Source organism: Sphingobacterium phlebotomi (assembly GCF_008180195.1).
GTDB classification, from domain to species: Bacteria; Bacteroidota; Bacteroidia; order Sphingobacteriales; family Sphingobacteriaceae; genus Sphingobacterium; species Sphingobacterium phlebotomi.
This window is the reverse complement of record NZ_VTAV01000002.1, coordinates 1-12,307: the sequence shown is the minus strand read 5'-3', so window position 1 is coordinate 12,307 and position 12,307 is coordinate 1. Positions and strand designations below refer to the sequence as shown.

Here is a 12,307-nt window from a genome sequence, read left to right as displayed (position 1 = left end):
ATTATAAAAAGTTGCGGAAATTTGTAGAGTAAGAAATAAGAAGAAGATGGAAACACAAGCAGCTATGAATTATAATCGTATCGCAAAAGCCATCGATTATATCAAAACACATTTTAAGGAACAGCCTAACTTAGACGATGTTGCGGAGAAGGTAAGTTTGAGTCCTGCACATTTTCAACGCATGTTTACGGAATGGGCCGGAACAAGCCCGAAAAGATTTTTGCAATACATTTCTATAGAACACGCCAAGATGCTGCTAAAGGAGGAGCAGGCAACATTGTTCGATACCACTTTTGAAACGGGACTTTCCAGTACGAGCCGTCTTCACGATTTATTCGTAAATATCGAGGGAATGACGCCTGCAGAATATAAAAACGGCGGTAAAAATCTACAGATCAATTACAGTTACGCCGAAAGCCCTTTTGGTGCATTGATTACGGCGTCTACCGCGAAAGGTGTTTGTTATATGGCATTTGAAGATGATGAAGGTAAGGCGTTGAGCAACCTAAAAGCAAAATTTCCGAATGCTACACTTCAAAGGAAGTTGGATTTATTGCAGCAAAATGCTTTATTCATCTTTCAAAATGATTGGAGCCAACTCCGCGAAATCAAACTACATTTAAAGGGAACGGACTTTCAACTGAAAGTATGGGAAAGCCTGTTAAAAATCCCTATGGGTAAATTGTCAACCTATAGTTATGTAGCAGGACAGATAGGAAATCCTAAAGCTTCTCGAGCTGTTGGAACTGCTATAGCGAGTAATCCGGTTGCTTTTTTAATTCCGTGCCATCGGGTTATACAATCTTCCGGATCTTTTGGAGGATATATGTGGGGATCAACGAGGAAAACAGCGATTATTGGTTGGGAAAGAGCGAAAACACGGGTTTAAAATATAGAACATGGACTTATTTAGTCAAACTCCGGATAAAAATAAAAATTGGCTTCCCTATGATGGAGCAGTCCATTATTACGGTAAACTGATGATAAAAAAACAAGCAGACTTTTACCTGAATAGGTTGTTAGAAACGATTGTATGGCAAAATGATGAAGCTATTCTTTTCGGGAAGAAAATCATCACCAAAAGAAAAGTAGCTTGGTATGGAGAAAAGCCATATGCGTATACCTATTCTAACACAACGAAATATGCACTGCCCTGGACGACGGAATTATTGGAATTAAAAAGATTAATAGAAGATGAAACAGGCGAAACATTTAACTCTTGTCTACTCAATCTGTATCATAACGGCGGTGAGGGGATGGCGTGGCATAGTGATGGGGAGCGCGATTTAAAGAAGAACGGAGCAATTGGTTCCATGAGCTTGGGTGCAGAAAGAAAATTTGTGTTCAAGCATAAGCAAACCCAAGAGAAGATAGAACTTGTTTTAGCACATGGAAGTCTTTTGGTTATGAAAGATACCACACAGACACACTGGCTGCACAGATTGCCCCCAACTAAAAAGATAACGACACCAAGAGTAAACCTGACGTTTAGAACGATAGAGAGCCAAGTGGGTGATTAAGGCAATGCGAAAATTGGGCAATAATACATGAAGATTACATTCCGATTCCTAATATATCGAAATTTACGTTAAATTTAAACAAAATATAGCTAATGAAAATAGGGATCTGGTTGATCATTTGTTGTTATTCGATAGGAAGCTTACAAGCGCAAAAGCCGCAGAAGTTGGGTTGGATATGGGGACCATCTTTAGGGTGGCAATATCAAAGTGGAAATTTTTTAAAAGCATCCGGATGGGGGCTATTTGCGCCTAATGACCATCAATATATGAAGATTAATGCCGGCGCAAACTTTACATGGATGCAAAGCAAGACCACTGTTATCCCCGAAATAGGCTTTACTTACTATCTAAGCAATAATTTGGTGTTTCCATTTGTTCAGGCAGAGGTGACACCTTATACGTTGACACCCAAAGTTGGAATAAGCATTCTTTCCATAGTCGATTTAGGGATAGGCTATGGATTTGATATGCAAACTAAACAAGATTTTAAACCGTTGAAAGGATTGACGGGCTCGGTGACGCTGAATATTCCGCTGAATTTTTATTAAATCGATAAAATTAGTGAATTGTTGCGTTGACACAAGTCCGTTAAACTCATGATGAAGATGTTGAAACCTTCATAATTTCCATAAACAAAAGAATATGAGTGGTTTATGTGAACTTTATTGCTATTAAAAAACAATTTATTCTGATGAAAATTAACGTTATATTTTGTTTTTAAGTGTAAGTTATGTTTGGTTTCCAATTTCTAAAATATATAAATAGTTGATACAGAAAAGTTTTTGAATCGACGAAGTTTGGTAAAAAAACAAAATAAATTTTTAAACATCATAAAAAAAAGATACTTTTGCATCCCCAAACTGCTGTTGCGTTAAGGGTTGAAAAATAAATAATTACAGTAAAAAACAGATATGACTAAAGCAGAAATTATTGCGGAGATCTCTAATAAGACAGGCTTAGAGAAAGTAGATGTTCAAGAAACAGTAGAAGCATTTTTTAAAGTAGTGAAAAATGCTATGATTAGCGGAGAGAATGTATACGTTAGAGGTTTCGGAAGTTTTGTTGTGAAGAAAAGAGCGGAGAAGACAGCTCGTAATATTTCAAAAAACACAGCGATTATTATCCCAGCACATTATGTGCCAAGTTTTAAACCGGCAAAAGTTTTTGTGGAAAAAGTTAAACAAGGAAACAAGTAGAACGCAACCGAGATGAATACCAAACAAATAATAGTAATTGTCATTGTAGTCGCCTTAATGGGCGGACTTCTTGCGCGACCTATTAAAGGTTTGGTAGACGAAAACAACGGAGCTAATAATTCGACTACCACAGCGTCTTCGTCAGCTTTCAACTTCCAAAGTGTATCTGATATAACCAAACAGACCATAAACGCCAGTATAGCACAGGAGATTACGGGTTTGGAAGAAAAAGTTGCACAGGCCGATGGAGATGCAAAGGTTGCTTTGTTGGAACAATTAGCACAAAAATGGGATGATGTGGCCAAGTTTGCCCCGCAAGGATTTATCTATGAAGAAATGGCTGAAACTTCACCTAAATTTGAGTACTGGTTGAAAGCGGGTGATGCCTATCGGACAGCATATACGAACTTGCAAGATACAGCGATGTCGGCGGAGTTGAATAGATTGGCAATTCGTTCGTATGAAAAAGCAACAGAACTGGACGAAAACAATTTGGACGCAAAAACAGGTTTGGGCGCAGCTATGGTTACCGGAAGTGGTAATCCAATGGCGGGGATTGCGCTGTTACAGGAGGTTGTTGCGAAAGATCCGAAAAACATTCATGCAAACAAAACATTGGGACTGTTCTCGTTGCAGTCCCGGCAATTCGACAAAGCTATTGAGCGATTTAAAACAGTTGTTGAATTGGGCCCCGATGCAGAATCGTACTTTTACCTAGCAACGGGCTACGAAAATATTGGATTGAAAAATGAAGCCATCGCCGCTTTTCAGAAAAGCAAAGAGCTGGCCTCAGATCCAACCCTATCTCAGTTCATCGACAGACGTGTGGAAGAACTCAGCAAGTAATTAACATATTTAATTTATAATCATTAAAAAACATTAAAGCTATGCCAAGCGGAAAAAAAAGAAAAAGACACAAAATGGCTACGCACAAGCGTAAAAAACGTTTAAGAAAAAATAGACACAAGAAAAAATAAGCTTGTTGGTCTTTTAGGCTGAAGCCTGCGAGACGTCATACAATCTATGGTTTTTCAAACGCAAAATCATAGATTGTATTTTTTTCATTAACGAGTTTTTTATGTTTCATCAGGCTAGATACAACGCGTATAGAGCCGTAAATGAGTAGCTGTTGGTAAAGGAATTAATTATCGATTCAACTCCCGACAAGGGGGTGACTATTGCTTTACTACAGGACAAACAGCTTGTTGAGCTGAACAAGGAACAGGCCGATAATAATTTCGCCGTAGGCGATATTTATCTAGGGCGAATCAAAAAGATTATGCCTGGTCTTAATGCCGCTTTCGTAGATGTAGGCTACGAGAAAGATGCGTTCTTACATTATTTGGATTTAGGACCTCAGGTTCAGTCTTTGCTCAAGCTAACAAGGATAGTAAAGAATGGCAGCTATCAAGAGAAGCTGCTCAATAGTTTGAAGCTCGAAAAGGATATTGATAAAGCAGGGAAAATTTCGGATATATTAAGCCGAAACTTGCTTTTGCCAGTACAGATTGCCAAAGAACCTATCTCGACGAAAGGTCCCCGATTAAGTTCGGACCTATCCATCGCAGGTAGATTCGTTGTATTGGTTCCGTTTTCGAGTACAGTTTCCATATCCAAGAGAATTAAAGGAAATGCTGAACGGAATAGGTTGAAGAAGATCGTGGAAAGTATTAAACCACCAAACTTCGGCGTTATTATACGGACAGTTTCTGAAGGAAAAGGCGTAGACGAATTAGAGAAAGACCTTTTAGATTTAATCTCGAAATGGGAACTTTTTACCAAACGCCTTAAAAGTGTTGAACCGGCCCAGAAAGTATTGGGAGAAATGGATAGAGCTTCTACCATTTTACGAGATATATTAACGGACGAATTCACACATGTCCATGTCAATGACTATGCATTATATGAAGAAGTAAAATCGTATGTGCAGGAAATTTCGCCCGACTTGGAAAAAATAGTGAAACTTTATAAACATAAAGAACCTATTTTTGACCATTTCGGTATCGAAAAACAGATTAAGGCGTCTTTCGGCAAAACGGTAAACCTGCAAGGTGGTGCTTATCTTGTAATTGAGCACACCGAAGCCCTTCACGTAGTGGATGTCAATAGCGGTAACCGAATTGCTAGTAAAGAAAATCAAGAAGAAAATGCGCTGCTGGTAAATAAAGAAGCAGCAAAAGAAATCGCAAGGCAATTGCGATTACGTGATATGGGTGGTATCGTAGTGATCGATTTTATCGATATGCACAAACCAGCCAATCGCAAAGAGTTGTATGGGTTTTTGAAGGAATGTATGGCAAACGATCGCGCTAAGCATACCATTCTTCCACCAAGTAAATTTGGATTGGTACAGATAACCCGACAACGCGTCAGACCCGAAATGAGTGTCGTGACAAATGAAAAATGTCCGGCGTGCGGAGGAACTGGCGAAATTCGTTCGAGCATAGTATTGCTAGACGATATTGAAAGCAATTTGAGTTATATCTTACAAGAGCAAAACGAAAAAGGAATTACATTATGTGTACACCCTTATATAGGCGCCTACATCAAGTCTGGTTTATTCTCTATAAGACTCAAGTGGTTTTTCAGATACGGTAAATGGATTAAAATAAGAACCGTGTCATCGTATTATTTGACGCAGTTTAGATTCTTCAATTCCAAAGACGAAGAGATTAAATTGTAAGTCTAGGAGAGATTATAAAAAAAGGAGATCAAATCGATCTCCTTTTTTTATAGAAGTATGTATACTATAGCCAATGTATTTTAATTCCATCCCTTTCCATTTTGCGGAAGTAAGTCATTTGCCGTTTGGCATATCGATGTATTTCTGTGCTTAACTTATTAACCAATTGATTATGAGTCAGCGAACCCTGGAGGTATAGCGCAACGTATTTATACTCTAAACCGTAATAAATTAAATTGTCGTAATTTAATCCCATGGTAATTAAATTCTCCACTTCTTCGATAAGTCCCTGTTGCAAACGCTCTTGAAGTCTGTGCGTGATGGAGTCACGTCTCTGCTCTAGAGGGGGGTGGAGTCCGAAAACAAGATAGTTAGAAATGACGCGTTGCGGTTGTAAGATTTCGGTGTGATCTTGTAGATATAGTAGAATTTCTAAACCACGCACTAATCGTTTATGACTGTCAAAATCTATTTTGAGGTTTTTTGGAATACCGATCTCTTGTATTTGTGCTAGCAGCTCGCCTTTGCTTAAATAGGATAGTTTTTGCTGTAAATCCTTATCTTTTGGAATTTGTGCGTAAGGTCTTTCCTGCAAAACGGCCTGTATATAAGAGCCCGATCCGCCACAAAGTATAGGGCGTTTTTGTAGGCTTATAATATAGTCATAAGCTTGGAAGAAATCTGTACGAAAGAGATCCACGTTATATTGATCTCCCGCGTTTTTGATATCGATAAGATGGTACGGTACATCCCGATAATCTTCCAAATCTTTTCCTGTGCCAATATCCATATTCCTGTAGACTTGACGAGAGTCTGCGGATATAATGCTACCGTTAATTTGGGTAGCTAATTCAACAGCTAGCTTCGTTTTGCCCGAAGCGGTAGGACCAAGTATAATGATTAATAAATCAGGCGAAAGGTTACCTTTCGCCTGATGAATGAGTTCGTGTATTCTTGTGATGTGGTTCACGCTTCAAATTTCGTCCATTTTTCATTGCTGGCATTGCTAGCCACAACATATTGAACAAACGCCATCCCACGTACGCCGTCGTCTACAGATGGGAAATCCAATTCCTCTGGAGAAGGGGTTCTGCCTTCCCGTTTAGCGCTTGCAGTAGCTGCGAAATTGCGATAGATGTTTGCAAATGCCTCTAGCAATCCTTCAGGGTGTCCTGCCGGTATACGCGTATTGTGCGTAGCAAATGAGCTTAATGTATAAGGTGCGGTATATGCGTTGCCGGTCCGGTAGAGTTGCCGAGGCTGATCCAACATTTTGATGATAAGGTTGTTAGGGTCTTCGTTTGCCCACTCTAGACCTCCTTTTTCACCATAGATACGGATTCTCACGGCATTTTCTTCTCCAGCCGAGATTTGTGAAGCCATTAGAACTCCCTTTGCCCCATTGTCAAAACGTAATAATACCGACCCGTCATCATCGAGTACGCGCCCCTCTACTAAAGTGCTCAAGTCAGCACACAACTCTATGATTTTTAACCCTGAAACGTATTCCGCTAAATGCGCGGCGTGTGTTCCAATATCACCCATAACAAGAGACAGACCTGATTTCTTTGGATCGGCACGCCAAGCGGCCCCGGCATTTCCCTCACGCTCTGATAAACGGCTTAACCAGCCTTGAGGATATTCCACCACAATTTTCCGAATTTTTCCGAAATGCCGCTCTTTTACCATTGCTTTAGCCTGCTTCACCATGGGGTAGCCAGAATAAGTATGCGTAAGACAAAGGGTTCTCCCTGTTTTTTCTACGACGGCTTTAAGCTCTTTTGCTTCATCTAATGTGACCGTCATTGGTTTTTCTACGACAACATCAAAACCATTTTCCAAGGCCATCTTTGCCGGAGCAAAATGTAGGAAATTAGGTGTAACAATGGTTAGGAAATCCATACGTTCACCTTCAGGCAATTGAGCTTCTTTCGTTATCATCTCTTCGTAATCCGCATATACACGGTCTGGTGCAACAAAAAGCTCTTCAGCAGATTGTTTGGAAATCTCGGGATTGATACTGAATGCACCACAAACTAACTCTATTTTTCCGTCCATAAAGGCGGCGATCCGGTGTACTGCTCCAATAAAAGCATCTTTGCCACCGCCAACCATGCCCATACGTAGTTTACGTTTCATGTATAAATAATTTGTTTTAGTGTAAAATTTTATCACGCTAAATATACGCAACCGAAACTAGTTTTCATCCAATTATTTTTCTTAAAATGGCCGAAGAGAGCGCTCCCAATAAATCGGGATCGGTTTCATAGCGTAAGCACTAATTTTGTACTCCCCTGGTTATGTGAAAGATACCCTGTCGGGTACGTTTGTTTAAGCTTGGAAAGATGCTCCGCATGCGCTATGTAATAACGGTCCTTATCGACAATCCAAAACGCCTGCGGTGAGGTATGTCCCTGTTCCCGAAAGCCCAATGTGTGGAGATTCGAAACCTGTGCCCAATCCCGGTCAACATACGTCATAATATCATTTGGATGAAAATCTTCTGTGAATGCCTTTAAGAGTTTTGATATTCCGCCGACCACACGGTATCCTGCTTTGTGGCAAAAACGTATGAGTTCGAAAGACCGATAGTTTGATGCTTGTTCCCGCATTCGTCTACCACCGCTGAAAATGGCAACTGAGAGAAGTTCTCCCTCATGGAATAAGCCATAACGATATTTGCCAGGAATGGCAACTTGAAGGTGGTTTTCTTCTAGAAAAGCTAAAGTTATGCGTTTGTCTATACGAGCAACGACTGTTTGACGGGCATAAATCACTTTTCCCTTCCCTAAAAGAGCGTGCAAGCGAGAGAGAATTTTGTATGGATCTTTTAAAATTTGATCTTGATCAATATGAAAAGTACGGATATTGCCTACATTTATGCGCCCTCCATTTTCTGCGAAATAGATAGCCAAAGCAAAATATGGTGTTTTGGAATGTAGAATGACCACTTCATTTAAGCATTGGCGAGAAAAGGAAATATCCAAACCCTTTTCTAGTTCGAAAATAAAATCTGCTATTGCTAAGGGTATACCCATATCATACAAAGTTAATACAATCTAAATGTGTATAAATTATTATTGATACCTTTGCATAGGAATTGATAAATTAGATGATTTTAAACTGATGAAATTACCTATTGTCGCCTACGGCGATCCTATATTGAGAAAAAAGGCAGAGGAGATTGATGAAGATTATCCTAACTTGAAAGAGTTGATTAGCGACATGTTTGAGACCATGTATGCAGCTCGTGGAGTGGGACTCGCTGCACCACAGGTCGGGTTACCTATTCGTTTATTTGTAATTGATGCTTCCCCCTTTGCGGAAGATGACGAAGATGATAAAGGAGATCCAGCATTGAAAGACTTTAAAAAAGTACTGGTTAACCCTATTATCATAGAGGAAAAAGGGGAGAAATGGGGCTTTAGCGAAGGTTGTTTAAGCATTCCGGATATTAACGAGGAGGTTATGCGCCCTTCTCATGTCGTAATTAATTATTTGGATGAAAATTTTGAGGAGCATGAAGTGGAACTTTCCGGACTCGCAGCCCGTGTCGTTCAGCACGAATATGATCATATCGAAGGCAAACTTTTCGTGGATAAATTGAGTCCATTAAAGAAAGCGATGCTGAAAGGAAAACTAGATACTATCTCCAAAGGTATGGTAGAAGTAGGATATAAAATGAAATTTCCCAACCTAAAAAAGAAAAGGTAGCACTGAAGTTGCCTTTTCTTTTTTAACCCCCTATTCCGGGTAACGATAATTTATACTTCACTGCTACAAGACGGATAACGGAAACAGTTAAGGTAGAGACAAAGGCATTGATTGCCGTATCAACACCCCAAGAGCCCAGAATCATATACATAATTGCACCGGAGAGACAGGCCGTGGCGTATATTTCTTTTCGAAAAATCAACGGTGTTTCATTCATCAAGGTATCGCGAATAACACCTCCCATGACAGCGGAAAACACACCTAGAATTACGGCCGCGGTTTGTGTGCTTTCGTAGGTAAGAGACTTCTGTACACCAACCACGCAGAAAAAACCTATGCCCAATGCATCAAAGAAAGTTAGCGTTCTTGCCAGCCTATATAACTGTCTGTTCGCAACGATAGAAATAATAACGCCTATTAAAATGGCAACAAGGTAATTACTGTCATCAACCCATATCGGCCGTAGATTTAAAAACACATCACGTAAAGAGCCTCCTCCAATTGCCGTCACGAATCCTGTAAATGTAGCGCCAAAAATGTCTATTCCCGAACGATTAGCAGCCATCGCGCCGGATATAGCGAATACCATAGTACCAAGAAGGTCGATGTAATAAAGTATGTTCATCCCTCAATAATAGTATAATAATGCGCAAAGATAGTGCATTATAGCGGGATGATCATATTATTCAGGAGAGTTAAAGTCTTCCACCATCTTTTTAGCTTTTGCTTCGATATCAGAAATCTTGCTTTTCCATTCCGGCGAGTTGAAATATTCTCCTGCTTTTTTAGCCTGTGCTTCGATTTCGGCAATCTTGCTATTCCATTCTGGCGAGTTGTAATACTCCTCAATCTTATGGGTGCTTGCCTCTATTTGTGCTATTTTCGCCGCCCATTCCGGCGAATTGAAATATTCCTCTGCTTTTTTAGCTTGGATTTCTATGTTCGCAATCTTGTTTTTCCATTCTGACGAATTATAGTATTCTTCGATTTTGCGTGCGTCCACTTCAATTTGTGCTATTTTTTCTTTCCATTCAGGAGCGTTATAATAAGCTTCTATCTTTTTAGCTTCTGCTTCTATATCCTTAAGCGGCTCTCTTTCTGTTGTAACATCTTTGGCCTTGGGTGCCAACGGAGGTTGTATGGTGTCAGGAGAAAGAGGAGGATAGTCTGTTGCAATCGGCGGTTCGGGTATTTGATAGGTTGTTGTGGAAGGGATTACAGTTATGATGTCTGTTTCTTCCATAGCAGCAATTGGCGTTTCTACGGGCGCGATCCAAGCGACGGTGATTAAGGCGAAGGAGCACAGAAGAACAGCTATAAGATGTTGTCGTGCATTGATATGATTCTTTTGCATATTCGTGATTCTTTGTATACGATGTAATAAATGATATTTTTTACCGACAGCTGCCATAGCGTGTACGGGAGTAGAGGTGTTCTTAAGAAACTCAACAGACATTAGTGCTTGAGCATAGGCAATGGATGAAGGCGTCCACTTCATTACGACGTCATCACAGGCATGTTCGCGTTCGGTTTCTATATGGCGTGAAAGAAGCCAAATAAAAGGGTTAAAAAATAATACTGTTTCCATGGCGACCTTAAATAGGTTGAATAGGTAATCCCACCGTTTAATATGTGCCAGTTCGTGTATTAATATAGATTCAACTTGCTCTAATTTGAGATTATTGACAAATGCAATAGGAAATAGAATGATAGGTTTTAAATGTCCTATTACTAGGGGTACGGATATTTTTTCAGATAAATGAAACTGTATACTTTGTTTGATTTGTAGCTTGGAGCAAATATCTTGGAAAGATTGGTTCCATGTAACTGGTATAATGGATAGCCCTCGTGTTTTGAGGTAATGGAGTTTGGATAAACTACTACTAAAAAGGATGAATTGGAAAAAAAGTCCTATTATATATAAAGAACTCAGCCACGGCAGCAAGGATTCCAGTGTGTTTAAGAGCGAAGAGGGAGTTTCTTGAGATAATGTTAATAGTGTGCCTCCGTCATGCAGAATTGCTTTTTCCGATGTAGATGAAACATCTATATAATAACCAAAAGTAATCATAAAGGAGATAGAGAGAATAAATTGTCCCAATAAAGCAAAAGCGTATTTATTTTTAGAAGCAAGTTTTGGCAACAAGAGGTAAATGAAGCGTAACGCTCCGTAAGTTAACACTCCCTGCCAAAGGGAATGTGCCATGCTCCATCCTAGTGCTTGCGTGATATTTTGAAGTAGGCTGTCCATAACGTGTAGATTTTAAAGGTTATTTAAATATTCTTTTATTAATTCGATTTCTGCCTTACTAGTACGTTTGTTGCCAAGTGCCTGCATAACTAAACGGGCAGTAGAGCCATTGTACACCGTATTGATCATCTTTTCTAAAAACGTATGCTGTGTTTGTTCTTTACTTAATGAGGCTTTGTAAAAATGAGTCTTTGCCGAAGTGTCGCGCGAAACTATTCCTTTATCTAGCATAATTTGCATAAGTTTTAACGTGGTGGTATATCCAACGTCTTTTCTGTTAAGTTCTTCATGTACACTTCGTACGCTGCTCTCCCCTTTTTCCCAGAGGATTTGCAATATTTCCATTTCACTATCTGTCGGTTTCATGTTTTATCTACGAATGATTTCGTAGGTAAATGTACGAAGTGTTTCGTATATTCCAAATAATAAATATTTTTTTAACATATTGCTTACACTTTTCGGTCTCGGGAGATGCCTTTAGGGCTCATAGCCATCGGCGGGCTTAAGCCGGAGTAAAAATATCTACCAGTTTTCCAGTGATTTGTATTTTTTGGGATGTTAAAAGGGAGGTATGTGTTGGATTATGTGTTTAATTTTTCTACCTTTGCCCCACTCCGCGAGGGAGGTGTTGTCGGTGAAAGGGGTATGATGAAGAGGGATAACCGGCAACCGGGGGACTGTTTTTTGGAAATTGAAAATAAATTTTGCGGATTTCAAAAAACCTCTTACCTTTGCCATCCCGAAAGGGTTAAAACAGAAGATCGACTGCCGCGTAGCGGTATAGATATATAGAGCCGAAGCGCGAAGCGGGGGCGAAAAAGTTCTTTAAGGATATATGATCATGTGGCGCAGCAGGACCCTTTTAAAGGGGGAGAGCTGTAGAAGATACAATTTTTTCGGTCCGGGCCGTACAGTACATATTACTGACGATCCGGTCAACAGA

At 39.7% G+C, this 12,307-nt stretch carries 13 protein-coding genes; 7 read left to right on the top strand and 6 right to left on the bottom strand.

What is annotated here, in order from left to right:
- Positions 1-46 precede the first annotated feature (46 nt).
- The 6 genes from FXV77_RS04190 to FXV77_RS04165 all read left to right on the top strand — a co-directional run bounded on the left by FXV77_RS04190 (position 47) and on the right by FXV77_RS04165 (position 5,399).
- Positions 47-889: a methylated-DNA--[protein]-cysteine S-methyltransferase gene (locus tag FXV77_RS04190; RefSeq protein WP_148917968.1), complete on the top strand. Its 843-nt coding sequence runs from the start codon at positions 47-49 to the stop codon at positions 887-889.
- Between the two features lie 10 nt (positions 890-899).
- Positions 900-1,520, top strand: a complete 621-nt coding sequence (locus FXV77_RS04185; protein ID WP_148917967.1) for an alpha-ketoglutarate-dependent dioxygenase AlkB family protein — start codon at positions 900-902, stop codon at positions 1,518-1,520.
- Positions 1,521-1,612: 92 nt separating this feature from the next.
- The gene (locus FXV77_RS04180) at positions 1,613-2,068 is read left to right on the top strand and encodes a hypothetical protein (RefSeq protein ID WP_148917966.1); all 456 of its coding nucleotides are present in this window, start codon (positions 1,613-1,615) and stop codon (positions 2,066-2,068) included.
- A 363-nt stretch (positions 2,069-2,431) separates the two neighbouring features.
- The gene (locus tag FXV77_RS04175; RefSeq protein WP_093364748.1) at positions 2,432-2,716 is read left to right on the top strand and encodes an HU family DNA-binding protein; all 285 of its coding nucleotides are present in this window, start codon (positions 2,432-2,434) and stop codon (positions 2,714-2,716) included.
- Between the two features lie 12 nt (positions 2,717-2,728).
- A complete protein-coding gene (locus FXV77_RS04170) occupies positions 2,729-3,562 on the top strand; it encodes a tetratricopeptide repeat protein (RefSeq protein ID WP_148917965.1) in 834 nt (277 codons plus the stop codon).
- A 283-nt stretch (positions 3,563-3,845) separates the two neighbouring features.
- Positions 3,846-5,399: an Rne/Rng family ribonuclease gene (locus FXV77_RS04165; RefSeq protein WP_148917964.1), complete on the top strand. Its 1,554-nt coding sequence runs from the start codon at positions 3,846-3,848 to the stop codon at positions 5,397-5,399.
- A gap of 64 nt (positions 5,400-5,463) precedes the next feature.
- Here the strand turns inward: FXV77_RS04165 and miaA are convergent, their stop codons facing one another.
- The 3 genes from miaA to FXV77_RS04150 form a co-directional block, all read right to left on the bottom strand.
- Positions 5,464-6,369 carry a tRNA (adenosine(37)-N6)-dimethylallyltransferase MiaA gene (gene miaA / locus FXV77_RS04160; protein ID WP_246162254.1) on the bottom strand — a complete coding sequence of 302 codons (906 nt, stop codon included), beginning with the start codon at positions 6,367-6,369 and terminating at the stop codon, positions 5,464-5,466.
- Positions 6,366-7,538: a Gfo/Idh/MocA family protein gene (locus FXV77_RS04155; RefSeq protein ID WP_148917963.1), complete on the bottom strand. Its 1,173-nt coding sequence runs from the start codon at positions 7,536-7,538 to the stop codon at positions 6,366-6,368. Before FXV77_RS04155 ends, miaA begins: the two co-directional genes overlap by 4 nt.
- 125 nt (positions 7,539-7,663) lie before the next feature.
- Positions 7,664-8,437 carry a hypothetical protein gene (locus tag FXV77_RS04150; RefSeq protein WP_148917962.1) on the bottom strand — a complete coding sequence of 258 codons (774 nt, stop codon included), beginning with the start codon at positions 8,435-8,437 and terminating at the stop codon, positions 7,664-7,666.
- 88 nt (positions 8,438-8,525) lie between these two features.
- Between FXV77_RS04150 and def the strand changes: the two genes are divergently transcribed.
- Complete coding sequence (gene def / locus FXV77_RS04145) at positions 8,526-9,113, top strand: peptide deformylase (RefSeq protein ID WP_148917961.1); 588 nt, start codon at positions 8,526-8,528, stop codon at positions 9,111-9,113.
- A 22-nt stretch (positions 9,114-9,135) separates the two neighbouring features.
- Here def and FXV77_RS04140 read toward each other — a convergent pair whose 3' ends face one another.
- The 3 genes from FXV77_RS04140 to FXV77_RS04130 are packed head-to-tail and all read right to left on the bottom strand — an operon-like array spanning position 9,136 to position 11,730.
- On the bottom strand, positions 9,136-9,738 hold the full coding sequence (locus FXV77_RS04140) for a trimeric intracellular cation channel family protein (protein ID WP_148917960.1): 603 nt from the start codon (positions 9,736-9,738) through the stop codon (positions 9,136-9,138).
- A 57-nt stretch (positions 9,739-9,795) separates the two neighbouring features.
- Complete coding sequence (locus FXV77_RS04135; RefSeq protein WP_148917959.1) at positions 9,796-11,364, bottom strand: M56 family metallopeptidase; 1,569 nt, start codon at positions 11,362-11,364, stop codon at positions 9,796-9,798.
- A 12-nt stretch (positions 11,365-11,376) separates the two neighbouring features.
- Positions 11,377-11,730 carry a BlaI/MecI/CopY family transcriptional regulator gene (locus tag FXV77_RS04130; RefSeq protein ID WP_148917958.1) on the bottom strand — a complete coding sequence of 118 codons (354 nt, stop codon included), beginning with the start codon at positions 11,728-11,730 and terminating at the stop codon, positions 11,377-11,379.
- Positions 11,731-12,307: the final 577 nt, after the last annotated feature.

Bases quoted from the DNA above. Each gene is read 5' to 3' on its own strand.
- FXV77_RS04170 (WP_148917965.1), top strand. From the start codon at position 2,729: ATGAATACCAAACAAATAATAGTAATTGTCATTGTAGTCGCCTTAATG.
- FXV77_RS04175 (WP_093364748.1), top strand. From the start codon at position 2,432: ATGACTAAAGCAGAAATTATTGCGGAGATCTCTAATAAGACAGGCTTA.
- FXV77_RS04180 (WP_148917966.1), top strand. From the start codon at position 1,613: ATGAAAATAGGGATCTGGTTGATCATTTGTTGTTATTCGATAGGAAGC.
- FXV77_RS04140 (WP_148917960.1), bottom strand. From the start codon at position 9,738: ATGAACATACTTTATTACATCGACCTTCTTGGTACTATGGTATTCGCT.
- FXV77_RS04150 (WP_148917962.1), bottom strand. From the start codon at position 8,437: ATGGGTATACCCTTAGCAATAGCAGATTTTATTTTCGAACTAGAAAAG.
- def (WP_148917961.1), top strand. From the start codon at position 8,526: ATGAAATTACCTATTGTCGCCTACGGCGATCCTATATTGAGAAAAAAG.
- FXV77_RS04135 (WP_148917959.1), bottom strand. From the start codon at position 11,364: ATGGACAGCCTACTTCAAAATATCACGCAAGCACTAGGATGGAGCATG.
- FXV77_RS04155 (WP_148917963.1), bottom strand. From the start codon at position 7,538: ATGAAACGTAAACTACGTATGGGCATGGTTGGCGGTGGCAAAGATGCT.
- FXV77_RS04130 (WP_148917958.1), bottom strand. From the start codon at position 11,730: ATGAAACCGACAGATAGTGAAATGGAAATATTGCAAATCCTCTGGGAA.
- FXV77_RS04190 (WP_148917968.1), top strand. From the start codon at position 47: ATGGAAACACAAGCAGCTATGAATTATAATCGTATCGCAAAAGCCATC.
- FXV77_RS04185 (WP_148917967.1), top strand. From the start codon at position 900: ATGGACTTATTTAGTCAAACTCCGGATAAAAATAAAAATTGGCTTCCC.